The 25,259-nt window shown below is 39.4% G+C and carries 25 protein-coding genes; 9 read left to right on the forward strand and 16 right to left on the reverse strand.

What is annotated here, in order from left to right; genetic code table 11:
* The 3 genes from CQA63_RS09710 to CQA63_RS03220 form a co-directional block, all read left to right on the forward strand.
* Window positions 1-573: hypothetical protein (locus CQA63_RS09710; RefSeq protein ID WP_170128360.1), on the forward strand; the 573-nt coding region annotated here is incomplete at its 5' end.
* A gap of 206 nt (window positions 574-779) precedes the next feature.
* On the forward strand, window positions 780-3,020 hold the full coding sequence (locus tag CQA63_RS03215; RefSeq protein ID WP_104699485.1) for a TonB-dependent receptor domain-containing protein: 2,241 nt from the start codon (window positions 780-782) through the stop codon (window positions 3,018-3,020).
* Window positions 3,021-3,122: 102 nt separating this feature from the next.
* Window positions 3,123-3,701 carry a hypothetical protein gene (locus CQA63_RS03220; protein ID WP_104699486.1) on the forward strand — a complete coding sequence of 193 codons (579 nt, stop codon included), beginning with the start codon at window positions 3,123-3,125 and terminating at the stop codon, window positions 3,699-3,701.
* 92 nt (window positions 3,702-3,793) lie between these two features.
* Here the strand turns inward: CQA63_RS03220 and CQA63_RS03225 are convergent, their stop codons facing one another.
* The 10 genes from CQA63_RS03225 to CQA63_RS03270 form a co-directional block, all read right to left on the reverse strand.
* Complete coding sequence (locus CQA63_RS03225) at window positions 3,794-5,008, reverse strand: malic enzyme-like NAD(P)-binding protein (protein WP_104699487.1); 1,215 nt, start codon at window positions 5,006-5,008, stop codon at window positions 3,794-3,796.
* A 141-nt stretch (window positions 5,009-5,149) separates the two neighbouring features.
* Window positions 5,150-6,271, reverse strand: coding sequence for a metallophosphoesterase (locus CQA63_RS03230; protein ID WP_104699488.1), 1,122 nt, complete (start codon window positions 6,269-6,271; stop codon window positions 5,150-5,152).
* Between the two features lie 9 nt (window positions 6,272-6,280).
* The gene (ung, locus tag CQA63_RS03235; protein WP_233706565.1) at window positions 6,281-6,991 is read right to left on the reverse strand and encodes a uracil-DNA glycosylase; all 711 of its coding nucleotides are present in this window, start codon (window positions 6,989-6,991) and stop codon (window positions 6,281-6,283) included.
* The gene (gatC, locus tag CQA63_RS03240) at window positions 6,984-7,262 is read right to left on the reverse strand and encodes an Asp-tRNA(Asn)/Glu-tRNA(Gln) amidotransferase subunit GatC (protein ID WP_104699490.1); all 279 of its coding nucleotides are present in this window, start codon (window positions 7,260-7,262) and stop codon (window positions 6,984-6,986) included. Before gatC ends, ung begins: the two co-directional genes overlap by 8 nt.
* A gap of 218 nt (window positions 7,263-7,480) precedes the next feature.
* Window positions 7,481-7,996, reverse strand: coding sequence for a hypothetical protein (locus tag CQA63_RS03245; protein ID WP_104699491.1), 516 nt, complete (start codon window positions 7,994-7,996; stop codon window positions 7,481-7,483).
* A gap of 243 nt (window positions 7,997-8,239) precedes the next feature.
* The gene (locus CQA63_RS03250; RefSeq protein ID WP_104699492.1) at window positions 8,240-9,292 is read right to left on the reverse strand and encodes a hypothetical protein; all 1,053 of its coding nucleotides are present in this window, start codon (window positions 9,290-9,292) and stop codon (window positions 8,240-8,242) included.
* 101 nt (window positions 9,293-9,393) lie between these two features.
* Window positions 9,394-10,188, reverse strand: a complete 795-nt coding sequence (locus CQA63_RS03255; RefSeq protein WP_104699493.1) for a shikimate dehydrogenase — start codon at window positions 10,186-10,188, stop codon at window positions 9,394-9,396.
* A complete protein-coding gene (locus CQA63_RS03260) occupies window positions 10,188-11,012 on the reverse strand; it encodes an SH3 domain-containing protein (protein WP_158655439.1) in 825 nt (274 codons plus the stop codon). Before CQA63_RS03260 ends, CQA63_RS03255 begins: the two co-directional genes overlap by 1 nt.
* Before the next feature lie 29 nt (window positions 11,013-11,041).
* Window positions 11,042-12,049 carry a phosphoribosylformylglycinamidine cyclo-ligase gene (gene purM, locus CQA63_RS03265; protein ID WP_104699495.1) on the reverse strand — a complete coding sequence of 336 codons (1,008 nt, stop codon included), beginning with the start codon at window positions 12,047-12,049 and terminating at the stop codon, window positions 11,042-11,044.
* A gap of 110 nt (window positions 12,050-12,159) precedes the next feature.
* A complete protein-coding gene (locus tag CQA63_RS03270; protein WP_104699496.1) occupies window positions 12,160-13,365 on the reverse strand; it encodes an NAD(P)/FAD-dependent oxidoreductase in 1,206 nt (401 codons plus the stop codon).
* A 143-nt stretch (window positions 13,366-13,508) separates the two neighbouring features.
* On the opposite strand from CQA63_RS03270, the gene mutY reads away from it, so the two are divergent.
* Window positions 13,509-14,549, forward strand: coding sequence for an A/G-specific adenine glycosylase (gene mutY, locus CQA63_RS03275; protein WP_104699497.1), 1,041 nt, complete (start codon window positions 13,509-13,511; stop codon window positions 14,547-14,549).
* 352 nt (window positions 14,550-14,901) lie between these two features.
* Here the strand turns inward: mutY and gdhA are convergent, their stop codons facing one another.
* Entirely contained in the window at window positions 14,902-16,254 is a 1,353-nt protein-coding gene (gene gdhA, locus CQA63_RS03280; RefSeq protein ID WP_104699498.1) for an NADP-specific glutamate dehydrogenase, read from the reverse strand.
* Between the two features lie 98 nt (window positions 16,255-16,352).
* The gene (gene recO / locus CQA63_RS03285) at window positions 16,353-16,973 is read right to left on the reverse strand and encodes a recombination protein RecO (RefSeq protein ID WP_104699499.1); all 621 of its coding nucleotides are present in this window, start codon (window positions 16,971-16,973) and stop codon (window positions 16,353-16,355) included.
* Window positions 16,974-17,064: 91 nt separating this feature from the next.
* Between recO and CQA63_RS03290 the strand changes: the two genes are divergently transcribed.
* From CQA63_RS03290 to CQA63_RS03310, 5 genes are read left to right on the forward strand one after another with little or no spacing between them, the layout of a single operon-like run.
* Window positions 17,065-17,808, forward strand: coding sequence for an inositol monophosphatase family protein (locus CQA63_RS03290; protein ID WP_104699500.1), 744 nt, complete (start codon window positions 17,065-17,067; stop codon window positions 17,806-17,808).
* A gap of 10 nt (window positions 17,809-17,818) precedes the next feature.
* Window positions 17,819-18,703, forward strand: a complete 885-nt coding sequence (accD, locus tag CQA63_RS03295) for an acetyl-CoA carboxylase, carboxyltransferase subunit beta (protein WP_104699501.1) — start codon at window positions 17,819-17,821, stop codon at window positions 18,701-18,703.
* A complete protein-coding gene (gene rlmH / locus CQA63_RS03300; RefSeq protein ID WP_104699502.1) occupies window positions 18,675-19,133 on the forward strand; it encodes a 23S rRNA (pseudouridine(1915)-N(3))-methyltransferase RlmH in 459 nt (152 codons plus the stop codon). The genes accD and rlmH overlap by 29 nt, the downstream gene beginning before the upstream one ends.
* Window positions 19,134-19,141: 8 nt before the next feature.
* Entirely contained in the window at window positions 19,142-19,498 is a 357-nt protein-coding gene (gene dksA, locus CQA63_RS03305) for an RNA polymerase-binding protein DksA (RefSeq protein ID WP_104699503.1), read from the forward strand.
* Window positions 19,498-20,523 carry a hypothetical protein gene (locus CQA63_RS03310; RefSeq protein WP_104699504.1) on the forward strand — a complete coding sequence of 342 codons (1,026 nt, stop codon included), beginning with the start codon at window positions 19,498-19,500 and terminating at the stop codon, window positions 20,521-20,523. Before dksA ends, CQA63_RS03310 begins: the two co-directional genes overlap by 1 nt.
* Here the strand turns inward: CQA63_RS03310 and CQA63_RS03315 are convergent.
* The 4 genes from CQA63_RS03315 to CQA63_RS03330 are packed head-to-tail and all read right to left on the reverse strand — an operon-like array spanning window position 20,520 to window position 24,977.
* Entirely contained in the window at window positions 20,520-21,884 is a 1,365-nt protein-coding gene (locus CQA63_RS03315; RefSeq protein WP_104699505.1) for an NFACT family protein, read from the reverse strand. The two genes, CQA63_RS03310 and CQA63_RS03315, sit on opposite strands and share 4 nt — an antisense overlap.
* Window positions 21,881-23,425 (reverse strand): AAA family ATPase, encoded by a 1,545-nt coding sequence (locus tag CQA63_RS03320; protein ID WP_104699506.1) that lies wholly within the window; start codon window positions 23,423-23,425, stop codon window positions 21,881-21,883. Before CQA63_RS03320 ends, CQA63_RS03315 begins: the two co-directional genes overlap by 4 nt.
* Before the next feature lie 21 nt (window positions 23,426-23,446).
* Window positions 23,447-24,316 (reverse strand): NAD(+)/NADH kinase, encoded by an 870-nt coding sequence (locus CQA63_RS03325; protein WP_104699507.1) that lies wholly within the window; start codon window positions 24,314-24,316, stop codon window positions 23,447-23,449.
* A gap of 46 nt (window positions 24,317-24,362) precedes the next feature.
* Window positions 24,363-24,977 carry a hypothetical protein gene (locus CQA63_RS03330; protein WP_104699508.1) on the reverse strand — a complete coding sequence of 205 codons (615 nt, stop codon included), beginning with the start codon at window positions 24,975-24,977 and terminating at the stop codon, window positions 24,363-24,365.
* Between the last annotated feature and the right edge of the window lie 282 nt (window positions 24,978-25,259).

The raw sequence follows: 25,259 nt of genomic DNA on the forward strand, positions 1-25,259 counted from the left end.
TCGGGGCGGGGGATATATAAGGGGGAGGGAGCGACTTCGCAATTCAAGCCCCTCCCCCTTATAGAAAAAGAAAAAAGAGAATCACCAGCGACTCCGTTAGTTTGTCATCACGAGGGAAGGCAACGCCTGACCGAAGAATCTCTCTTATCCGCTAAAGAATCTCTTTCAAAAACACCAAAAAGCACGACTAGTGATTCAGACAGAGATTCTTCGGTCGTTTCACTCCCTCAGAATGACAAACTTTGCTACCCGCAAGGGAAACCCACACATAATAAACACCTGCAAAGGAAATTACTTTGTCATTCTGAGCGTTATGGAGAATCTCTTCACAAAGCCACTAGACAATCCCTATCTTATTGTCATTCTGAGCGAAGCGAAGAATCTCTACCCGAATCACTAGTCGCACTTTTTAGTGACTCTAAAAGAAAGTCTCTAGTATATAAAAGAGATTCTTCGCCTGCTATGCAGGCTCTAGACATGACAATGAATCCAGCATTTACTAGAAATCCAAAAAGCAATGCTTCACAGAAAGCCCACAGAGATTCTTCACCCTTTATCAGGGGTTTAGAATGACAATGAGTCTAATCCGCAAGACAAATTACCCCCTAACCACATTAAAAAGTATAAAAAATGTAAAAGAAATGTGTAATTTCTACCAAAACATATAAAAATGATAGTATTTATTAATACATCTTTAAGTGTGAAGTGATTATAAATTCATTTGGACAAATAGCTTAAATAATAAGAATTATTTGTGATTTTCTCAAAAAGGTTTTACAATGAAACAACATACTCCAAACAAAGGTATGCGCGTGGCTCTAAGCCTTGCCTTAATCAGTGCGCTTGGTATCACAGGCACACTCGCAGATACGCTTCCTCTTAGCGCAACAAGCGAAGATTTAACGGGGGGGGGGGATAATGTAAGAAGTGTGAATCTTGGTCGCTCCGTGGTAAGTGCTACAGGGTATGAGCAAGATATTAAAGACGCTCCAGCTTCTATAGCCATTGTTCCTAGAGAAGAAATCCTAACTCGCCCTATTAGAGACTTAGGTGATGCAGTGCAAGATATTCCCGGTGTGTATGTGGAGTCCTCTAAAACAGGGGGTAATACCATATCTATGCGCGGACTTGGCTCTGCTTATACATTGATCCTTATAGATGGCAAACGTCAAAATGTCGCACAAGGCTTTGATAGCAATGGCTTTAATGGGACTTTTGCTTCATTTATGCCTCCAGCAAGTATGATCGATAGAATCGAAGTCATTCGAGGACCTGCCTCTATCATCTATGGAAGTGACGCTATGGGAGGGGTTATTAATATCATCACAAAAAAGCACAGCGATACCTTTACTTCGGGCATACAAGTAGAGACAGATTTAGCAGAGCATTCTAATACCTTTGGTCATCAATATGGAGCTAATGCCTATGCCAATATCCCATTTATCAAAGATATGCTTTCTTTAAACATTAGAGGAGGCTATAAGCAAGGGGATCAAAATGCTTTCTATAAGCCCGGCTTTGGTCCGCATTCTCCCGTTGTGCAAGGCACAAATAACCCCTATCTAGGCTGGAGTGCAGCGGCATATACCAACTGGAATGCAGGCGGACGGATAAACTACACGCCGAACAAAAACAACTATATTTATTTAGATTCTGAAGTGTATTTTGCTCGAGCAGGGACGCTTAATACCTCAGGAAATGCCATTGGTGCGATACGAGACTTTTATAAATTTAATAATGTCCTAAGCCATGATGCAAACTATGACTGGGGGAAGCTTAGCTCCTATATCCAATATAGCCAAACCCAATGGGCACCGCATGCACAAAATGGGCTAAGCAGCGGGGTAAGCCCGGGAGCTAAAAAGGGTGATAGCGTTGATTGGAGTCAGGCACGATATAATCGCGACTTGGTCTTTCAAAGTGCGTATATGAATGACTTTGACTTTGGCGGGGCGGGAAGCCTCATCTTCAATGGTGGGCTTTATTACCTCTGGGAGGAGCTAGAGACAAAAAACACAGGCTATAAAGGGCATATGAATCAAGTGGCAGTCTTTGCTGAAGGGGAATACCTCATCAACCAATATCTCTCTACCACATTAGGCTTACGATACAACTATAGTGATATATTCCAAGCTATTCCTAATCCGCGATTTTATGTGAATTACAACCCCACAGATTGGCTGACATTTAAAGCAGGGATTGCTACAGGTGTGCTTGTGCCACAGCTTAGCTACCTCTATGATGGCTATACACTCTCCACCGCTAGAGGTAGTAGTAGTACCACCACTGCGATTTATGGAAACAAAGACCTAGAGCCAGAGAGGAGTTTAAGCTATGAACTCAGCACGATAGTAGATAGTGAAAGTGCTATGCTGATACTCACAGGATTTTATACAAGCTTTAGTAATAAAATCTCAAGTGTTACAGGTATCCAAAAGGGTACTAGCATTGATGGCGTAGCATGTGACGCAGATACCGCTACAGAATGTACCTTTTATCGTAACCTTGATAGTGCGATGATTACAGGGGCAGAAGCCAGCCTTAAGGTAAAGCCCATTTATGGCATATCCTTAGATGCAAGCTATGGCTTTACTTACTCTAGGACGCTAGAGGCAAAAGAGGGGCAGGAGTATCTCGTAGGTGAGCCTGTGAATAATGTCCCCCGACATAAATTCACCATTAAGCCTACATATCAGTATAAAAACTTCAACGCCTATATCCGCTGGAGTGGGAATTATAAAACTCCAACTTCTGCTGTAGCTTCAAGCTCACTTGCTACAAGTGCTAGAGGTATTTTAGGGAATTTCTATAGAGACTATCAACTAGTGGATTTTGCCGCTACTTATAAGTTTAGCAAAGTCTTTGCCCTCACCTTAGCGGTAAATAACCTCCTCGATGTTGCCTTTTATGATGATTTAATCGCCTATTCGGGAAACAGAGGCACTACTTCCTATCTCAACCCTTATCAGAGAATCTTACCTAGCAGAAATTATTGGATAAGCTTTAGGGCTGATTTTTAATCCCATTTCACTCTTATTTCACACTTAACTCACAATCTTTAGATAAGATTGTGAGAATTTATTTCACTTCAATTTCACTTTCTTACTTAAGGAGACCCACTTATGAAACTTCACCGCAAATTTTGGATGCAACTGCATTTATACTTAAGCCTCTTTTTCCTCCCTGCAGCTCTTATTTATGCTATTACCGGTGCGCTTTTTATCTTTGAAATACGTGCAAACTCTGGGGCTACCATTGAGAAAATCCCGCTAGATTCTAAACCGGCACGGGGAGAAGAGCGAGACTTTATCATCAACATACTACAAGAGCATAATCTCAAAGTCCCTGATAACACAGAGATAAAAATGGGTAAAGGAGGCAGCCCAAGTATGGGGAATATCAAGTATTCTGCTTCGATAGTCAATGACCAAAAAGATGGCTTAGTGCTACAAGTCATAGATAGAAGCCTCTATGGAATCTTAGTGCTTATGCACTTTAGCAAGGGGGATCGATTTGAGCTTGGGGGCTTTAAGTTTATGTGGTTTGACTTTATTGCCATTACCTTTGGGCTATCGATGATACTCTTTTATCTCTCTGGGCTCATTATGACTTCATTTTGTAAAGGCAAACGCAAAGCAGGCTTTGGCGTGATGATTTTGGGCTTTATAGTAACTATAATAGCTACATACTTTAGTATATAATTCTAAGCTTAAGCCCTAAATATAGGGCTTTAAACCTTAAAATTCTTAACATACAAAAGTTTGAGTCCGCAAAAGTTTAAATTGCAAAGGTTTTAAATCCTTGCTACTCCGCTTTTAATAGCCGCCTCTGCTACGGCATTGGGCACTACTTCAATTAATCGCTCATCAAAGGCTGAGGGGATAATGTATTCCCTCCCAAAGGCTACCCTCTGCCCTAAAAGTATCTCTAGCTTTTCTGTAATCTCCTCTCTAGCAAGCTCTGCTATAGCCCTTGCCGCAGCAAACTTCATCTCTTCGTTAATCTTGCTCGCGCGTACCTTGAGCGCACCTTTAAATATAAAGGGAAATCCTATGACATTATTAATTTGATTAGGGAAGTCGCTTCTACCTGTGGCGATAATCGCATCAGGGCGCACGCTTTTAACGACATCTGGCATAATCTCTGGGATAGGATTGCTTAGGGCAAAGATAAGCGGAGATTCTTTCATACCTAAAATATCATCTGCTTTTAATAAATCTCCTTTGGATAGCCCTAATAGCACATCTGCTCCATGAAGTGCGTCTTTATATGAGCTATAGTTTTGCTTGCAGGCAAACTCTCTTTTAATATCACTAAGATCGCTCCTATCCTCGCTTATTACGCCCTTAGAATCAAACATCACAATATCTCGCACGCCAAGGGCTTTATACATCTTCGCACAAGCAATGGCTGCTGCCCCCGCACCAAAGACTACTACTTTAATATCTTCTACCTTTTTATTCACAAGATGAAGCGCGTTGATGATTGCCGCAGTAGAGATAATGGCTGTACCATGCTGGTCATCGTGCATTACAGGTATATCAAGCTCTTCAATTAATCTTCTTTCTATCTCAAAGCATTCAGGGGCTTTAATATCTTCTAAATTAATCCCACCAAATGTAGGAGAAATTGCTTTCACTATAGCGATGAATTTATCTATATCTTTTTCATTCACTTCAATATCAAACGCATCTACATCAGCAAAAGTCTTAAATAAAATCGCCTTCCCCTCCATAACAGGCTTGCTCGCTAATGCACCAATATCACCTAAGCCAAGCACCGCTGTGCCATTACTAATCACAGCTACAAGATTGCTCTTAGAAGTATAATCATACGCACTTAAGGGCTCTGCCTCTATTTGCTTACAAGGCACACTCACCCCGGGCGTATAAGCCAAGGCTAGCTCATCAATAGAGCGCAATCTTTTTTTAGGCGTAATTGATACTTTACCACCGATATGATATTTGAGGGCTTGAGGGTAGGCAGCCTTAAGACTTTCTAAATTCATCTTTTCTCCTTTATGATTTATAGAAAGCAGATTTATAATACTTTTTCACAAACAAAAATTAATATTTCAAAATTCTACAAACGCTTAAATCAAGTGCTTAGAGGCACTTTAAAAGGAGAAAGATTCCTTACTTTTTAACACTTAGGCTAACTCTAAATACACAATCTCACTTGGGGCTAAAAACCGAATCGCAGGTCCCCAAAATCCCACTCCACTACTGACATAAAGTTGTGTGTGCTTTGCATTAGGGATATGATAAAGCCCATGCACATAATGCTGATCTAACCACACAAGCAAAGAGAGCGGGAAGACTTGCCCTCCATGTGTATGCCCACAAAGCACCACATCAAAATCACTTACATCATTTTGATATACAAATTTAGGCTGATGGGCTAAGAGAATGCTAGGCTTATTGGGGTTAAGTGCGGCTTTTGCAGCTTCTAAATCTGGCTCTAGCTTACCAAAACGATAGCCCGCTAAATCGCTCACACCCGCGAGATTAAAAGACTCAAATTCAATGCTCGTATTATGCACTATATGGAGATTAAGACTCTGCAAGTGCTCTAAAATAGGCTCTATGCCATGATAATACTCATGATTACCCGCCACATAATACACTCCAAGCTTGCTTTGCAAATCTTTTAAGGGTGCTAAATCTGCCTTAACAAATGCGATTTTAGCATCAACCAAATCCCCCACAATCACCACAATATCTACATTTAGGGCATTAATCTTCTCTACAATACCCTCTAAAAACGCCTTGCCTAGTGTATTGCCTATATGCACATCACTTATCATAGCAATACTTATTTTGCTATGAAGATTCTTAACGCGCAAAAAGAGTTTTTTTACAGGCGGGAGGTTTAGGGCATTATGAAAAGCCTTAAAACTAAAGAGGCTAAAAAGTAGCGCTAAAGCCCAAGAAGTCATCTTCGCTCCAAATGCACGACGCGATTGTATGAAAGAATCTTTTGGGCTTATGCGTTTAAAACAAAAACGCACTATATCCACGCATAAACAAGCCATAAAAAGTGTATAGCTAAATACCACACAAGAGCCTACAAGGAGGTATTGCCAACGTGCGATAGGTGCGTCTCTAAGGAGCAAAAGTGCGACTTCCCCAATGGCTAAAATCACTAAAAACCCAATGCTCATATATTTAGGGATAAAGGGATTAAAGCGTAAAAAACGCAAATACACATAGCATTTCATGCCACTAAGCACGATAAAAACAATCCCCACAAAGACAAGAATCTTTAACATCTCTCCTCCTTAAAAAGCACCCCAATCAATGGGGCTTTGAGAATGCTGCTTTAAGTATGAATTTGCCTCTACAAATACATTACTTCCCACAAAGCCACGTGCTAAAGGGCTAGGGTGAGGGGCAGTGATAAGTTTATGTTTCCTTGTATCAATCAAATCTGCCTTTTTCTTCGCGTAATTCCCCCATAGCATAAAGACTAAATGCTCTTTATGCCTAGATAATGCCCTAATCACTCCATCGCTAAATTGCTCCCAACCAAAATGCTTGTGTGAAGCGGGTTTATTAGCCTGCACGGTTAAAATGGCATTAAGCAAAAGCACGCCCTGCTTCGCCCAAGCACTCAAGTCCCCATGTGAGGGCGGAGTAATGCCAAGACTAAGGGCAAGCTCTTTATAGATATTCTGCAGTGATGGCGGGGGAGGTAAGGGGTTGGGCACGCTAAAGCTTAGCCCCATAGCTTGGGGGATAATCTCGCCATTAATAATCATACTGCCATGATAGGGATCTTGCCCAAGGATCACTACTTTTAGTGAATCTAAAGGCGTTAAATTAAATGCGGCAAAAATATCCTTTGGCTTTGGGTAGATAATCTCCCCCTTATGCAAAGCCTCCATATAATGAGCCTTAATCTCTGCAAAATATGGGCTTAAAAGCTCATCTTTAAGGAGGAGTTTCCAATCATCGGGGATTTTAACAGCCTCTAAAGTAACACTACTCAATGATTTTAGGCACAATGAAGAAATTATCTTGCGCGTGTGGCGCGTGGGAGAGGACATCTTTAGCGATGTTTGCATCTTGGGGGACATCTTCTCTCAAAGGTGTTTTAAGCTGCTCTTCAAAGCAATCTTTCTGTACCTCTATGATGGAGAGATTCTCCACAAATCCTAGAATCTCTGTAAGCTGGGCTTGCGTAGAAGCGCGTTTATTCTCATCAATTTTTAACATACTTAGTCGTTCAAGCTTGGATAAAAGTGCATCATCTATCTGCATGGCTCCTCCATTACTCCTTATAAATGCGGGGGATTATATCATACATTCTCTTTTCTATTACTATTGATTTTTCAAGCACTTCTAAAAGTGTCCATACTAAAGACTGCATTGGTAATCAATGCTAAAACAATTAAACTTTTTAATTCTTCTTTTCATTTCTTGCCTTTAAGATATTCAAGTTTAAAGTTTTTGTATCCAATGTAAAATGGCTGATATATTTAATCAAATTCTATTGTTTTACAATTTGTAACAAATTCATCGTTATATATTATTGCTGATTCTGTAAGTATCACATCTTCTATCTTAAGTGTTATGTTTTTTAATCTTTTTTTGTTTATCTCATTTATCTCGTAGTCTGTTTTATTATTCCAACTCCATTCATTTTCATACCCAATGCTTTCTACACTACTTGAAATAATGTAACCCATTTTGCATTCTTGTGCTAATTTGTTTAGCTCGTTTCTTCTATTAATTGTAAATGGATTTTTTCCAATCTCGCATTTTTCTGTGTACGTCTTTAGCTTGGTTGTATAATAAAATTTTCCTAAATCTTTTCGTTCATCTGTATCTTTAATCTTAAAATCTTTCATTCCTATGCTTGCAATTTTCCACTCATTCTTAAAATCTCCCTCTTCATATCCATTTTCACAATAAATCTTAAGCGTTTTTGCTTCTACTACTGCATTTCCCATTGAAATACTTAAAAATAATCCTAATGCTAATTTATGTATCATCTCTTGCCTTTCTTGTTCTCTTAAGTTCTGTAAAGTGTTGGATATTCCTTTGTGTTAAAGTACTCCATTTAAACACTACATATTGTTCTTGGTGTTCTATTTACACAAATTATATCCTCCTTTTTAGCGCTTCATTGCTTTTAACTCAAATCTTTCTCTTGCTTCATTACCTTTTTAGTATCTTTTTATACTCGTTCATTATTCGTTGTGGCATATCTCCCTTAGCCACTAAGAAACCATCTTTTACTTCCTCTCTATAATTTTGCATTCTTCATTTTCTAGTATTTCCTTAATAACTTTGTTGTATTCCTCTGCTATGGCTTTTTCTATTTTGTTTTCTAATATATCTATATATCGTTTGTCTATCCCATATAGCTTTTTTCTTCCTGCTGGATATAACTCTTTTTCTTCTCCTTGTTGTATTTTAGCCTCATATCCCCCTTTGCATTCTTCGCATTTATATATGGTTGCATTTTGAAACCATAGGCTACTATCATCGTATTTGCATACTATCCTTACCTTGTTTTTGTCTATTATTCTTGCTTTTAGTTCTTCCTCTGCCCTTTTCTTTGCCTCTTCCTTTTCTTCTTTGTCCTTTTTTGCTTTTTCTTCTTTGTCTATTCTCTGTTGAATAAGCAAGGCATTTGTGATTATGTCGTTATATGATTTGTAAAATGCGTTTATCACTGCTTTATCAGTATTGTTTCTGTATTTTGTGTAAATTGGGCTTCCATATATACCGCTATATTCTATAATCGCTCTATAGTCGCTTATTATGCTTGTTTTATATCCTTTATCTTTGTAAAAGTCTTTTGTATTGTTTGTTCTCTCTTGCATTGCTTTTTTGTATTCTTTTTGATTTTTTATATATGCTTCTATTGCTTTACTCTTGTAAATATTAACAACTTTAAGATATTCATAGTCGTCTTTGTTTTCGTAGTCTTGCCTGTCAAATACTTCTAATGTTTTTATAAGTAATAAAAAATCTCTTAAGCTTAATAAACTTAAGTATTTGATTTCGTTGCTTTCTAGGTTTATATAACAATCTTTGTTTTGTTCTTGCCACTCTTGTAATAGTCGCCTATAAGTCTTACCTTTTTTAATAGTCGCTTGTATGTCTTCTATTCTCTTCATATATCGTAAGGAGTTACCTGTTGCTTCGTATGCTTCTATTGCTAACACCTTTTTTATGTTTTCTGTGTCTTTAATGATTTGAGTGCAAGTGAGTTCTGCTGTGTAACTTGGCGTGAGTGTAATTGTGCCTATTATTGCTAGCGATGTGAGTATGTATTTCATTGCTTTATCTGTCCTTTGAGTGTTTTTATTTCGGCATTGATGTTTGATAGCCTTATTTATTCTTGTAAGGCTTCTTTGTATCTGCTTCTACATTCTCATCGCTAAAGTAAAACCCTGCGCATAAGTGAGGCAATATCTTGTGCTTGCAAATGCAAACTTGGGAGAAAAAGCTTAAAGGCAAGGGCTGCTTGGTAAATAAGCATATCTCTGCCATCACTGCAAGTGAGATGATAATCTTTTGCCAAAGATAAAAAGGGCGTAACCTTGCCATAAATTAAATCAAAGGCATAAGAAGCTTGGTTAAAAATATCTCTAAGAATCTCCTCGCTACAAGGTAAAAGATTATCATTAAGCCCCGCACTTGTGGTATTAATAACTAAATCATAACTCCCCTCTACGCTAAATTCATCGCTTAAAAAACAATTAAAACCTCGCTGTGTGAAAAACTCAAGTTTGGTTTTAGAGCGATTAAGCAATGTAGTAGCGATATTATGCGCTTTAAGTATGAGAGCTACCGCCTTAGCTGAACCACCCGCACCAATAATGAGCGCACTTTTTACCCCATAGTCTTTAATACACTCATAAAAGCCCTCTGCGTCGGTATTATAGCCCTTAATCGTATCATCAACACTAACCCAAGTATTACACGCGCCAATCTCTTTGGCTATGCCGCATACCTCATCGCATAAATCATAGGCATATTCTTTAAAAGGAATGGTTATATTTGCCCCACTTAGATGATGTGATAAAAAGCTCTCTTTCAAGCTTTTGCCATCAGTGAGTAAAATACGACCATAATACGCGCCTATGCCTAAATGCGCATAAGTAGCATTATGCAAAAGCGGTGAGAGGGAATGTGCGATAGGATTCCCATACACGGCAAAGAAGCGAAGCATTATTTTTCTTTAGCAATAAAATGAATAGAGATGTAGCCATATTCTTTATTGGGTAAAAGAATCTTCGCCCACTCATCTTGGATTTGGAGCACTATAACGCGCGCATTATACGCAAGGCGAGTGAGAAGCGGGGCTTGCTTATCTGGCTTAGTCCTTACATTAAGAGCATTGGAGAGCACAACATAGATCTCTCCCTTATCTCCATCCTCTGCCTTATCTATAAGATGTGAAGCCACATATCCCTCTATCCCTGCGTGATTCTTAATCTTGCTCCATTCACTCTGCCAATCAAGCACCTCTAGCACTTCACCTGTATTAGCACGAGCGAGTATTTGAGCTTGAGCCGATGGGGTTTTACGAATATTAATATGATATTTTGCATAAGCATATATAGCCTTAAGCTCCTTTGCAGGTGCTATTATAGGCTCTATCACCTCTGGCGTGGGCTCTATGTAAGGCGGATTTGGATTATCATCAATATCTTTAACCCCATGAGGGAGGTTAGTTTCTAATGGAATCTGGGATTGAATATCTTTATTTTCTTTATCATTTTCTCCGCTATTTTGCTCATTTTGAGGTGGAAGTGTTTGTGTATTATCAGGTAATTCCCTTGAAGGCTCTTCTAGCGCAGGGGGATTATCAAGCTTTGATTTGGTATTTAAATGAGCAATATGCTCTAAAGTAGCTATATCTTGTGCGTCTGGACGCGAAATAATCAAATCCTTTTGCTCCATAAACATAATCAAAGCACCATATATAGCAAGTGCACATACTACGATAAAAAAGGGTAATGAATAGATTTTAAAAAAAGTGCGTATATTCAAAATAAAACCTCTAAATCTATAAATTAAAATTATATGAAATGTATGCCCTCTTGCTCGCATACCTCGCCGATAACATACCCATCAAAACTCAAAGCAAGCTGCAATATTTCATCAACTTTGGTTCTATCCACAGCAAGAATCATACCAACACCCATATTGAAAGTGCGATACATTTCACTCTCTTCCACATATTCGCCAAGAAGCCCAAAAATACTTGGGGTTTTTATGTGGCTTTTATAAATCTTTGCTCCCAATGTTTGAGGCAAAATACGCGGGAGATTCTCCACAATGCCTCCACCGGTGATATGTGCCAAACCATGCAAACAATCACGTAAAGCAGAAGCATAAATCTCTCTAAAAAGCGGGACATAAATACATGTGGGACTAAGGAGGGTATCAATCAAGGGTTTTCCCTCAAATACTTGCTCAAAAGACATTTGGAGATGTTCAAAAAGGACTTTTCTTGCCAAAGAATAGCCATTGCTATGCAAACCGCTACTTCTTAGGGCAATTAAGACATCACCCGCGAGCACGGCTTGCTTCTCTACATCTTCCCTCTCAGCAATGCCCACCGCAAAGCCCGCTAAATCAAAATCATCTTTAGCATACATTCCGGGCATTTCCGCACTCTCCCCGCCGATTAATGCACATTTAGCGATTTTGCAGCCTTGTGCTATCCCGCTAATGACTTCAAGGGCTTGGGCTTTTTGTAATTTCCCGCTTGCATAATAATCAAGGAAAAATAAAGGCGTAGCAAAATTGCAAATTAAATCATTCACACACATTGCTACCAAGTCGATACCCACGCTATCAAGCCGCTTTGAGCTAATGGCGAGTCGTAGCTTTGTCCCTACGCCATCGGTTGCCCCCAAAATCACGGGGTTTTTATACCCTTGAGGCAAGGCATAAGCCCCAGCAAATGAGCCTATACCGCCAATTACATTTTCATCAAAAGTTGATTTCACAAGAGGCTTTAAGCCCTCTACAAGGGCATTGCCCTCATTAATATCCACACCTGAATCTTTATAGCTTATCATTTTCAACTCGCTCTTCTCATCTTAAAAGAGCGCAACTATACCATAAAAAGCTTATTGAATAATGTTTTCGCCGCTTTTATGGCTTTGGGGCTTAAGCTTAAAGTTTTAGATTAATTACTTGTGCGATAACGAAATTGCCCATTTTTTAGCACAAGTTTAAGCCCACCAATGCCAAAAAGCCACTTATTTTCAATAAAATTCTTTAAAAATGCAGCCATTTCTCCGCTAATTGCCCTCTTATAGACAATACCCACACCATCGGTATGTCCAATAGAGCACACCGTCCCACGATGAGCAAAAGCAAAGGTTTCCTTTTGTGTTTGATTTTTTAAAATTTTTATAAGGCTTTTACCCACATAATCCCCCATTTGCGCGGAGAGCTGAGCTGTGGGCGCATGGATAGCATCGCGTGAGGCATAAATCGCGCAATCTCCCACCACATAGACATTATGATATTCCGGACATCGCAAAAACTCATCTACCTTTATGCGTCCCTTAGTAGTTGTAAAGCATGATTTCTCAAGGCTATCATTACCTTTCACCCCTGCACTCCATAAAATGGTATTGCCTTTAATATGCTTTATCTCATCATTATGCTTAATAATCACGCCATCTTCTCTGCATTCTTGCACCTCACCATTGCAAATAATCTCCACACCATAAGCCTCCAATTTCTTTTGAGCAAGTGCGCTTGAGGCTTTACTAAACATAGGCAAGATTCTCTCACTTCTGCCAATGCAAGTAAGCTTAGGGACATTGCGAGGAATACCACTAATCAAGCATAGCTCATCAAGCCTAGAGGCAAGCTCAGCGGCAAATTCAATCCCCGTAAAACCTGTCCCACACACAATCACACTTAAATCATCTGCATTTTTAGTATGGCAATATTCCTTGAATCTATATTCAATCAATTTATCAAGCTTTAAGGCGGCATTGAGTGAAGAAAGCTTATGGGCATACTTTTTTACGCCCTTTATACCAAAATCATCAGGGCGAAAGCCTAAGGCTATCACCAAATAATCATATTCATACACTCCTCCATTACCAATCACACGCTTTGCCTCTGGCTCAAAAGAGAGAATCTTGTCTTTAATAAAATGCACCTTATTTAAATCAAGAATCTTGCGAATGTAGATTCTCGCTTTACGCGCGCTTAATGTGCCAATGGCGACTTTATGTAAAAGGGTGGTTTGGTAGTGATAGTCATGCTTGCTAATGAGTGTAACCTCTGCTTCATCTTTAAGGTTATTTTGTAATGTAATAGCTGTGCGTAAGCCCCCATAGCCCCCACCAAGAATTAAAATTTTGGGTTTCATACTCCACCTTTTTGTGATAAGTTTTGTAATAAATATGGCGGATTCTAACGCTTTTTTGCTAGTTTTATGCTAATTTTGCCCATAAAAGTAAAAAAATAATTTATTTTTTGTGGTTTTTACTCATTTTAAGATACACTCACGCTATGGAAAAGATACCCAACCCCCTCTCTCCCCAAGACAAAGCCAAGCGCATAGCCCCCTTATGGCGTGAGCTTGTGCTCACATGGTATAAACAATATGGGCGAAGTGCTTTACCATGGCGGAATCTAAGCGGAGAAAACGCCTCTTATGGGGTATATGTCAGCGAGATGATGCTGCAGCAAACCCAAGTTAAAAGGGTATTGCACTCCTACTACAAGCCATTTATGGAATCTCTCCCTACACTTGAGTGCCTTGCTTATGCCCCAGAAGAGAGGGTATTAAAGCTATGGGAGGGGCTAGGCTACTATAGCCGCGCAAGAAATATGCTTAAAAGTGCCAAAATATGCGTTGAACGATTTAGCGGGGCTTTACCCAGCTCTTATGAAGAGCTCATAAAGCTACCCGGGATTGGCTCATATAGTGCGGGGGCGATTTTATGCTTTGGATTCTATAAAAATGTGAGCTTTGTAGATGGCAATATTAGGCGGCTTTTATGTAGAGTATTTGCCCAAAGTGAGCCAAAAATGGCACTTTTAGAAGAGCTTGCTGCATTGCTTTTAGATGTAAAAAATAGCTTTGATTATAATCAAGCCCTGCTTGATATTGGCGCTACACTTTGCACACCTAAATCGCCATCTTGCCTCCTCTGCCCTCTTATAAAGCTTTGTCAAGGGCGTAACACTCCCCATTCTTACCCGATACCCAAAAAATCTACCCTTGAAGCCCTGAGTTTGCATTTGGCTCTTTGCGTATATAATGAAAGCATAGCCCTTGTACGCTCCTCACAAGGGCTTTACCATGGGCTTTATAACCTCCCCCAACTCCCAACAAAGGGCAAAAACTGGGGCATAAAATATGGGCAATACAAACATCACTACACAAAATATGCTATCACTGCTTATGTGTATGAAGTCAGTATAGAAAGCCTCAAAGAAGATATAGCTTGGGAAGAAGTGGAGTTTTTACCAATAAAAAGTCTTCATTCTAAGCCGCTCTCATCATTATGTAAAAAGGCTCTTAAAATGGGAGGCTATAGGTTGTAAGGGAAAATAAAACTGCAGGAAACAAAGAGTTTAGCCCAAGCGATGATAATTCCCTTGTCATATCTAAGCGGGAACGAAGGAGGCGAAGAAACTCTTTTAAAACCACTAGTGATTCGCACAGAGATTCTTCGGCTTTTGTAAAGCCTAAGATATGACAATAGAATCAAGATTTGCTAGTGGATTTGTGAAGAGAGTCTCTAGTAGATAAGAGGGTTTCTGTCTTTGTGGTGGCAATTGGCTTTCTCGTGGGGGTAGCTAAATTGAGTAGGGAATTATAGAGTGGGAGGATTGTGTTAAGGGCAAGCTTTGAGAGAAAGAGGTGCATTCTCCCAAAGCAAAAAGACAGATGAGCTTAGATAACTCCTTGGTCTATCATCGCTCCTGCTACCTTTCTAAAGCCTGCGATATTTGCGCCAAGCACAAAGTTTGTAGGCTCGCCAAATTCCTCTGCGGTTTGACTGACATTATTATAAATGCTCTCCATAATGCCATGAAGACGTTTATCCACTACTTCAAAACTCCATGGATTCATACTTGCATTTTGTGCCATTTCTAAGCCACTCACTGCCACGCCACCTGCGTTTGCAGCCTTGCCGGGTCCATAGCAGATTTTGGCATTAATGAACTGATGCACAGCATCTATGGTAGATGGCATATTTGCTCCCTCACTCACGCACTTACAGCCATTAGCAAGCAATGTTTTTGCGTCATTACCATTAAGCTCATTTTGCGTAGCTGAAGGAAATGCAGCAAAGCAAGGCACAGCCCATACAGGGTTTATCCCCGCAGGATATTCGCTTACTTTAGTGTATTTTGCACTTGGTCTTTGCTTGGCATATTCTGCTAAAGAGCCTCTTTTAACTTCTTTAATCTCTTTTAATAATGCTAAGTCAATGCCCTTTTCATCATAAATCATACCTTGAGAATCACTTGCAGTTACGGGGATTGCTCCTAATTGTTGAAGCTTTTCAATCGTATAAATTGCCACATTGCCCGCTCCAGATACACTACATATCTTACCCTCTAAGGTTTCGCCTCTAGCTTTTAGCATTTCTTGTGCGAAATACACACAGCCATAGCCTGTAGCCTCCGTGCGCACAAGACTACCGCCCCAAGAGAGAGCCTTACCAGTAAGTACGCCATCAAAGCGATTAGTGAGTTTGCGATATTGCCCATAGAGGTAGCCGATTTCTCTTCCGCCTACGCCAATATCACCCGCAGGGACATCGGTAGTCGCGCCGATATGGCGATAAAGCTCATTCATAAAAGCTTGACAAAAACGCATAATTTCTCCCTCACTTTTACCTTTGGGGTCAAAGTCGCTACCGCCTTTACCACCGCCCATAGCTAGTGTAGTAAGAGAATTTTTAAAAATTTGCTCAAAACCTAAAAATTTAATCACACCCTCATTCACGCTTGGGTGAAAGCGCAAACCACCTTTATATGGTCCAATAGCAGAGTTAAATTCTATACGATAAGCTCGATTGGTTTGGATCTTACCATTATCATCAACCCAACTTACACGAAAATGTATTTCTCTATCTGGGATTGTTAGACGCTCAAGTATTGCATAAGATTCATATTTCTTATCTTTTTGCAATGCAAGATCAAGCGATTCAAAAACTTCCTCTACAGCTTGGTGAAAAAGTGTCTGTGAAGGATACTGCTCTTTGAGTTTATTGAGGATATTGGTTGCATATGACATGGTATCTCCTTCAGATATTGGATTATGCGTTAAACGCAAAGCAATTCTATGGCATATAAGCTTAAATATTCTTAATTAAGTTTATATAAAGGTATAAATTACAAACCAAGTCCTAAAACTTCCCATAATTCATTCACTTCCCAATCATCAAGCATAATGCTACTTGCGCTTTGCAAAAATTGCACGATGCTATCCTTCTTAAAAATATGCCCTCCAACACATGCGCTATGCCCAAAGAGAAACCCCCGAGAGAGGGCTATACTCTCCCCCAATGCTTCTTCGCATATAAAACATAGCGATTCTTCTCTATGATATGCCCTGCCCTCAAAGGCTAATATCTTCGCATACATTTCAAGCACCACACGTTTGGGATTTTGCACATGGAGATTCTGTGCGCCCTCTTCCAAAAGCTGGAAATAAAACTCATCAATCTCATGCACATCAAACAAATGCCTATACAAAAGCTTAATAAAATGCTGCCATATATAATAGCGCGTGTTATCAGATTCCCACTTATGTCCAAGATGTAGTATATGCTTAAGCTTAGGGAGAAAGGTTATACTCGGCTCTTCTTCAAAATCAATCTTACGTCCTATATTAATGATACTATGGCGCGCACCATAAAAGCGATAAAGCGTTTTAAGATATAAAGGAGTGAGCACTTTTACAATCAAATCCTCACCACGTGTTTTTTGTATATGCAAAATATAGCCTTGCACCAACTATCCTTAATTTAAGAAAATCTAGCGCATAATTTTAGCCCAAATTGTTACATATCACTTTCATATAAATTTCACATAAAGGGTTGCTTTGAGCGCATTTTTACACCAAGCTATTCTCGCCACAGATGAGATTATTAAAGCCATGCAAAAAAGAGAGGCGGCACTTTATGAGCTGCATGAAGTTGGCGCGGGAGGAGATAGGAGCATAGGAGCAGATTTATTAAGCGAGCAAATATATGCAAAATACCTCCTCTCACTTGCCAATATCCATTCTGAAGAAAGTGGCTTTATGCAAGGAGTGGGGGAAGATTGTGTGATACTTGATCCTTTAGATGGAAGTGATAATTTCCTCTCTCATATCCCTTATTATGGCTCTTCTCTTGCCTTATGCGACAAATCCCATAAACCCAAGGAAGCGGTGATTTTTAATTTCTGCACGCAAGAGGGCGTAGCTCGCATAAATGCAGAGGTCTTTAGCTTTTCTATCCCTGCCTATCTCACTAAAGGCAAGCAAGCCTATAAACCTCTAAAATGCTCAACCCATAGCAAATGTGGCATTTTTGAAAAAGCATATTGTAACCCCCATATTGCTGCATTATTATATGAGAAGGCTTTAAAATTCCGCTCTTTGGGGGCAAGTGCCCTCTCTATGGCTAAGGCTTATGAAGTCAATTTTATGCTCTTTGCAGGGAAGATTCGCGATTTTGATAGCAAGGCTGGATTGTTTTTATGCGAGGATTTACATCAACTTTACACAGATAATTTTACGCTTATAAGCAAAGATAAGCATATTTTTGATATGATTTATAACATTTTGAACTCAAAAGCATAAAGGATAACTGATGGGATTGGGTGATTTTTTTAAAACCAAAAAAGAAGAGAGCAAAGAAAATAACAAACATAAAAATGATACCCCGCCCAACCACTGGCTCAAATGCCCGAGTTGCAACGCACTTATGTATTATAAAGAAGTCTTTTCACAATCTCACATCTGCCCCAAATGTAACTATCACTTTAGAATCTCTGCTAATGAACGTATAGAAATGCTTTGTGATAAAGATACCTTTATTGAATTTGATAAAGACTTGCACCCTATTGATCCGCTTGAGTTTGTAGATAAAAAAAGCTACAAACAACGAATCCGCGAGAGTGAAGAAAAAACAGGCAGAGCAAGCTCGGTAATCGCAGGAGAAGGGCTTGTAAATGGCGTAGAAATGCAAATTGTGCTTTTTGACTTTGCTTTTATGGGAGGCTCGCTTGGCTCTGTGGAGGGTGAAAAAATCGTGCGCTCCATTGATAGAGCGGTAGCAAAAAGACAAACGCTTGTCATTCTCTCCACAAGTGGCGGGGCACGTATGCAAGAATCTACCTTTTCCCTTATGCAAATGGCTAAAACTTCTTGCGCACTCAATAAGCTATCTGACGCGGGCTTGCCCTTTATATCTGTGCTACTTGACCCAACTTTTGGCGGAGTGAGCGCGTCATTTGCATTTCTAGGAGATATTATCATCGCTGAACCCGGGGCGATTATTGGCTTTGCTGGACCTCGCGTTATTAAGCAAACTATAGGGGCAGACTTGCCTGAGGGATTCCAAACAGCTGAATTTCTCCTAGACCATGGGCTTATTGATATGGTCGTGCATAGAAAAGACCTCAAAAAAACATTGAGTGATATAAGTAAAATGCTTAATCCAAGCTATGCAAATCAACATTTATTCTATAGCTAAGAAAGACATCGCCTATCAAGCACTACAAGAGGAGTTAAGTATGCAATGTAAGCAATTCAATGCCCAAATCGCACATTTTGACCTCTTCCCCCAGTCTGTTAAAAACGCACAGAAAAGCTCGCCCCTAGAAGCTAAGCGTTCCTATACACAAGCATTCTTTCCTTATATCAACAAAACTGCCCTTAATATCGCCCTCACCCCACAGGGCAAAAGCTATGATTCTGTGCAATTTGCGCATTTATTAGAGCCGCACAAATTGGTGCAATTTTTTATAGGTGGTGCCTATGGTTTAGAACCCTCTTTTCTCAAACTCACGCAAACACTCAGCCTTAGCTCTATGACCCTTAGCCATAAAATCGCTAAGCTTGTGCTATGTGAGCAAATTTATCGAGCTTTAAGTATTTTGTCATCTCATCCATATCACAAATAAGGGAATTTATGATTGATTATACTTTTTTTGAGACACTTCTTAATGAGCGCCTAAAGAAGCTTTATGAAAGCATTGAGCATAAAAACACGCATATTAGCCAGATTCAAAACACTCACCACAAAGATGAGGGGGATATTGTAGGGGCGGGATTACAAGGGAATCTAGAAATGAATATGATTGATTTATATCATAATGAAATGCGTGAAATTAGCAATTCCCTAAGGAAGATAAAAGAGGGAGTTTATGGAATATGTGAGATGTGTGATGATGAAATTGACATAGAGCGTCTCAAAGTCAAACCTCATGCGAGATATTGCATTAACTGCCGTGAATTATTTGAAAAAACTAGCAAAAAGGAGCGATAGTGAAGCTGAAATATTATGTTACATTCTCTTGTATTTTTATGCTTGCTTTGGGGCTTTATGTATATAGCCTTGATAGCACATATTATACTTATACCCTACCCTTTGGCCAAAACCACCTCTCTTTGCCCATTGCGATATGGATAGTGGGCATTGTGGGTTTGTTTTTTATCGCCACGTTGATATTCTTTGCCTCTGCTTGGGCGGGAGATTTATTGGAGGGGTATTATCGTAAAAATGACTATGACAAGCTACTCTCACAAATTAACGAACAATCCCTCAATCAAAAGATAAAAAATCGTGTGTATAAATGCAAGAGTTTCTCTGAATTATCAAAAATCCTGCAACGTTTCTACCTCAAACCGCGCCTTGATTCAGTAGAGAGCTTTAATCGTAAAATTGATACGCTTTTTGAAGATTATAAAAATGTAATGAGCGGTAAGGTGGTGGATTTAAAAAGCTACCACTTAAGCAAAGATAATAAATTTAATATCCAAAATCTCAAAAATAAAATTGCTAGCAACTATAAAAATGGATTTAATATCCTAGAGCAGGACTACCCCAATGAGCTTAAAAGCTATGCTGCACAAGAGATTCTTAAAAATGCCCAAAATAAAGAGCTTGATAAGCTTAAAACCATCTTCCCCGCAGAGATTTTAGATAAAAACTTAGCCCAAGAAATCTTCAAGCTCTATCTCAAACATCATCAAAATATTGAAGATAAAAACATATATGAAGTGCTAAAAAGTGTAGGCACAAATGGGGCAGAATATGTCCAGTATGCGATTAATGCCAAGGGTGAATTGCCCCCTGATAGGTGGATACATTTCTTTGAGGCTTGCGCAGATAATGATGAAAACGCAGAAATGGCACTCTTTTATGTGTTCTTTGAACTTGAAATGATTGATAAAGCAAAAGAGAGACATCGCTCACATGCTAAAGGCGAATATAAAATCATCGATGCGTATTTGGATTTAAAAGGCATAGGCAAGCACTATCCATTTGATATATTTCTTTTGCATACCTAAGTCTCTAATAGCCTTAGGGCATTGCCACTTTGCACGCGGTAACTTATGCTTTTATGCTTGGCATAGCTTACTTTGCCACCAGAAGCAGGCTTGACAAATCGCCGCCTTGTCCAATCCACTACAAAATCCCCCACCCCCTTGCGTTGCACATAAAGCCCTATGAGTATCTCGGCTACCTTTTGCAAGGTATCGCTTGATGGCATTTGCTTCCCACAATGAATAATCCCATGCGCGCTGGGCACATCACGGATATGAAGCCATATATCATCAGCCTTTGCTAATGCCAAAAGCCTTTGATTATCTTTTGCATTACGTCCTATACTCACCTTAAAGCCATTAATATAAAGGGCTTCTGTGCTCTTTGTGCGTTTATTTTTAAGGGCTTGGCTAAATGGCTCACTCAAATCATCAAAGCGCTCTATAAGGGCGATTTGCTTATCTATAAAATCTATTTTATCTTGCAAATTTTCAATCTGTATGTCTAAATGAAGCGCCCTTTTACGATATTTTTTACTTTGCGTGAAGTACCAATTCCCTACTTCTTGCAAATCTCGCATATTTTGAGGAAGCGGTATTTCCACCTTAGCATTACCATCTTGCAAAATAAGCGATGATGAAGTGATTTTATGGGTTGAGAGTAAATGTAATGAGCCAAAGATAAGCTCTCCATAATGCGCATATAATGCAGCATGCTCTAAAAGCTTGTCATAACAAGGGAGGGAAGAGAGCGCATGAGAGAGCGAAGAGCGCTTTAGCCTTAGTATATGAAGAATTTGCTCTTTTTTAGCCTGCCTGCTCTTTTGATATGATTTTTTGTAGTTTTCTCTTAATGCAAAAGATAACTCCTCAAAGCCCAAAGGCGCATTTGTTTGTTTCAAGGCAGGTTGAGGCAAGGGCTTTAGCACTTGCCCTATGCGCACTTCACGCCAAGATTTATGCCTAGGGATATGCCGCAATGCTTCAATCACAACCCAATGTTTATCACAAAGTATCACATTGGTATGTTTGCCCGTAAATTCACATACGAGATAAAAATGCCGCATTTTATAGCTCTCTTTTTGTAAAAGCAAAAACTGCAAGATTCTATTCTCACCATCTAAGCGCAACTCTTCTATCATAGCCCCATTCAGGGAAGCAAGCTTTAAATCAAATGGTGCGCAAAACTCCTCCCCAAGTATTTGTCCCTCACTTGTAAAAATACTGCTTTGCTGGCGGGTGAGGTCAAAGTAAAATGTCTCTCTTTGCCTATTTTTATCTTCACACACAAGCATAAAAAGATTATTTCCCTTGCGTTTAAAGCAGAGCATACGCCTCATATCTTGCATATAAGCAACAAAGCCTTTTAAAAAAGCAAGATTCATTGCTTACCTAAATGTGCCTTTGCAAATTCAAGGGCTTGAGGTGTAATATTTGAGCCACTAATAATGCGTGCTATCTCACGCACTCTGCCATCATAATCTAACTTCCTAATACAGCTATGCTCTCCAACTTTTTCTACAAGGTAGTGGTTATCGGCTAAAGAGGGCATATGCGTTTGATGAGAAATAGCAAAAATCTGATAATTACGTGAGAGTGCTTTGAGAATCTGCGCTACCCCCTCGCTCTCCTCCCCACTTAAATTCGCATCAATCTCATCAAGCACTAAAATACCACTATGAGGGCTAAGTTCCGCCTCAATACACATCATCACTAAACGCAAGCGATTATACTCACCCGAAGAGAGTGTATTAACCTCACTTGAGCCAAGCTTAATGCTGCATTCACTCACACCCTTAGCATAGAGAGGTACTTCTTGCAACTCCAAAGAGCTTGGTTGTAAGCGCAATGTCTCACAAAATGTATTTATGTGTTTGTTGAGGTCTTTTACAAAGTTTAAGCGAGTAGCATGTAGCGCAAGTGCCTTTTGCTCGCATGACTGGCTAAGTGTGCTTACTTGCTTTTGTAATGAATGCTTATCAAAGCTAAGATTCTCATATTCTAAGAGTTTTTGCCTTTGCTCTTCAAGGTAGGCAAGTGCCTCTGTAATGCTCCCAAAGCGGCGAATAAGCTCTGAAAGTGCGGCGATTCTATCAAGCACTTCCTCAGGATTAATATCACTTACTCTCTCTAACTGCTCCTCTTGGTCGCTGACAATGGCTTCAAACTCACTTAAGGCATCAAACAAACTCGGGCAGCTTTTATCTACAAGTTGTAAAAATGCCTCCAAATCTCCTGTGCAATCAAGAATTTGATGCACTTTATAGAGTTGTTCTTTAATTTTCTCTTGCTTTGATAGCATTTTTTTTAAGCCCAATAACTCCTCATATTCACCCTCTTTAGGCTGAAGAGATTCTATTTTTGCTATTTCAAAGGCACAAAACTCCTTGAGTGTGGCGATATTTGCCTCTTTAGATTCTAAATCTGCAAGTTTTGCCTTTATGCAAGAGAGTTCTTCAAACTCTGCTTGGAATGCTTGGAGAAGCTCTAAATGAGCACTTTGAGACTTTGCAATAAATAAATCAAGGATTCTTAAAATATTGGCATTTTTAAGTTCATCTGCACCTTTCGTGCTGATATGCTTGGCAAAACCACTTACAATATCATGTAGTCTTTTTTTGGAGCTAGAAGTGTGGTTAATAAAATATCGTGTTTTGTCCTTTTTTAAAATACTTAAGACTATCTCTTCTTCATCATCATTGGGAATCCCCTCTGCTAGCCAATCAAAATGTATAGCATCTAAAGAAATATTTGCTTCAATCAAATCTGCATTGCTCTCTTTAATGCCAAAAATAGCGAGCAAAGATTCCATAAATACAGATTTACCACTCCCGCTTGCCCCGCTAAATACATTAAACCCCTCTTGCATATAGAGCTCTACATCTTTAAAAGCTGGGGAATTATGTATTAAGATTCGCTTAACCATTTGTATCTCCTTGCTCTCTTGCTAATCGCCCCATTTGAACTTCTCTTGCAATACATGAAAATAGTCTCGCGTGCGGGGGTAGATAAGCTTAGCGCTCTCCTTTAATGCCCTAATGCGCAAACTATAAGCGGGCATAATATCAATCATCTCCTGCCCATCGATAATAAGCTTTGCCCTCTGCTCTGCGCAAAATTCTAACACAAATTCATCACTTAAGACTAATGGTCGCTGCGTGAGGGAATGAGGCGCAATGGGAGTAAGCAAGATATTACGACAATATGGATAAATCACCGAACCCCCCGCGCTAATATTATAAGCCGTAGAACCCGTAGGTGTGCCGATAATCAAGCCATCACAACTATAGGTATTAAAAGGCTTATTATCAATGCTCGCATGGATATGCACCATACCGCTAAGCTCGTGCTTGGAGATAAGAAATTCATTAATAGCAAGAAATGTATGCAAAAGCTCTTTATTTTCATTATATACCTCTGCTTGCAGCACGAGATGATTTTGCAAGGTGTAATCCCCACTTTTAAGCTTGGGGATAAAATCATGTAGCTCATTTGGCATAAGTGCGGTTAAAAAGCCTAGACGCCCTGTATTAATCCCCATGCAAGGCAGCCCATATTCAAAAGCCCTGCGCATCATAGCAATTAATGTCCCATCACCGCCTAAGCTTAAAAGCGCATCACATTCTGTAGCAATATAGCCAAAATCCCTCCCCAATAGCTCAATCATACCTCCGCTAATGCTCTCTAACATCACTTCGATATTACCCCCGATAAGCTCTTTATGCACATGTAAAAATACGCTTTTTATCTCGGGGCTTGAGGGACGTAAGATTACGCCCACTTTATGAATTGGTGCATTGGGTTGATTGGTATTCACTTTATGCCTTATATGTGAGAGTGAGTAATTCTAGCAAACTTCTTGCTTATTGCACATAAAATGCTCGCACGATAAATCCACGTTCCTCATTCTTTTGCTGGCTTAGTCCTTCAAAAACAGCAATATCAGGCAGTGTTTTAGCAATTATATTGATAGCTTCCTTTGCACGAAAGCTAGCTAACCCCTCCTGCTTAAGCTCTGGGCTTAAGCCCGCATAAGGGCGTGTATCAACGATACCTGATACTTCAAATGCGACAATAGTATTATCCTCATTTTTCATCTCTACAACAGCATTTGAGAGCTCATCTAAGCAGTGTTTAGGTGTATCCCAACGTCCAATTTTACTATCCTTGCAGTGGGCTACGACTTTCTCCTTTGGCTTAATAAAGTAGCGTAATTTTGCAGGCACGCTTTGTTGTGCTTGCTTGATTTCTTCATTTTGAGCCTTGAGAAGTTCTATTTGCCTCTCTTTTGCTTCAAGGGCTGAATTTTGGCTATCAATATCTCTTTGCTTTTGCAAGAGGGCAGATTCTATGCTTTGAGTCATATCTTCAAGGGATTGAGAGGAGAGTGTCTTCATATAATAATACCCTCCACCAAGCACGATAAGAAGGGCAATAATGCTACCCACAAAATACCATAAGGCTTTTTTCTTTGCCATACATACTCCTTTCACGCTAATGATTTAACTTATCCAACCATAGCAAAGATGCAGCAAAAAGCATTCCTATAAATAGCACCATTATTTGGATTCATAAACTCCACCCTAACTCTTGTTTCTTATGATAAAAACTGATAAAAACGCTTGTTTAAAAAGAGATTTTATGCCTATTTCCCTACAAATAAGCGCTTAAAATGTAGAGATTCTACACACCTCACTCCGTAATGCTTGGCTGAAGTGTATAAATTAAACACACTTAGCATATTATTTATGGAAACACAA

This window comes from Helicobacter marmotae, from assembly GCF_003364255.1.
GTDB lineage: Bacteria > Campylobacterota > Campylobacteria > Campylobacterales > Helicobacteraceae > Helicobacter_C > Helicobacter_C marmotae.

Bases quoted from the DNA above. Each gene is read 5' to 3' on its own strand.
- CQA63_RS03225 (WP_104699487.1), bottom strand. From the start codon at position 5,008: ATGAATTTAGAAAGTCTTAAGGCTGCCTACCCTCAAGCCCTCAAATAT.
- purM (WP_104699495.1), bottom strand. From the start codon at position 12,049: ATGATAAGCTATAAAGATTCAGGTGTGGATATTAATGAGGGCAATGCC.
- gdhA (WP_104699498.1), bottom strand. From the start codon at position 16,254: ATGTCATATGCAACCAATATCCTCAATAAACTCAAAGAGCAGTATCCT.
- CQA63_RS03215 (WP_104699485.1), top strand. From the start codon at position 780: ATGAAACAACATACTCCAAACAAAGGTATGCGCGTGGCTCTAAGCCTT.
- CQA63_RS03220 (WP_104699486.1), top strand. From the start codon at position 3,123: ATGAAACTTCACCGCAAATTTTGGATGCAACTGCATTTATACTTAAGC.
- dksA (WP_104699503.1), top strand. From the start codon at position 19,142: ATGATTGATTATACTTTTTTTGAGACACTTCTTAATGAGCGCCTAAAG.
- CQA63_RS03245 (WP_104699491.1), bottom strand. From the start codon at position 7,996: ATGATACATAAATTAGCATTAGGATTATTTTTAAGTATTTCAATGGGA.
- CQA63_RS03320 (WP_104699506.1), bottom strand. From the start codon at position 23,425: ATGGTTAAGCGAATCTTAATACATAATTCCCCAGCTTTTAAAGATGTA.
- CQA63_RS03255 (WP_104699493.1), bottom strand. From the start codon at position 10,188: ATGCTTCGCTTCTTTGCCGTGTATGGGAATCCTATCGCACATTCCCTC.
- CQA63_RS03270 (WP_104699496.1), bottom strand. From the start codon at position 13,365: ATGAAACCCAAAATTTTAATTCTTGGTGGGGGCTATGGGGGCTTACGC.
- accD (WP_104699501.1), top strand. From the start codon at position 17,819: ATGGGATTGGGTGATTTTTTTAAAACCAAAAAAGAAGAGAGCAAAGAA.
- CQA63_RS03250 (WP_104699492.1), bottom strand. From the start codon at position 9,292: ATGAAATACATACTCACATCGCTAGCAATAATAGGCACAATTACACTC.
- rlmH (WP_104699502.1), top strand. From the start codon at position 18,675: ATGCAAATCAACATTTATTCTATAGCTAAGAAAGACATCGCCTATCAA.
- CQA63_RS03230 (WP_104699488.1), bottom strand. From the start codon at position 6,271: ATGTTAAAGATTCTTGTCTTTGTGGGGATTGTTTTTATCGTGCTTAGT.
- mutY (WP_104699497.1), top strand. From the start codon at position 13,509: ATGGAAAAGATACCCAACCCCCTCTCTCCCCAAGACAAAGCCAAGCGC.
- gatC (WP_104699490.1), bottom strand. From the start codon at position 7,262: ATGCAGATAGATGATGCACTTTTATCCAAGCTTGAACGACTAAGTATG.
- CQA63_RS03315 (WP_104699505.1), bottom strand. From the start codon at position 21,884: ATGAATCTTGCTTTTTTAAAAGGCTTTGTTGCTTATATGCAAGATATG.
- CQA63_RS03330 (WP_104699508.1), bottom strand. From the start codon at position 24,977: ATGGCAAAGAAAAAAGCCTTATGGTATTTTGTGGGTAGCATTATTGCC.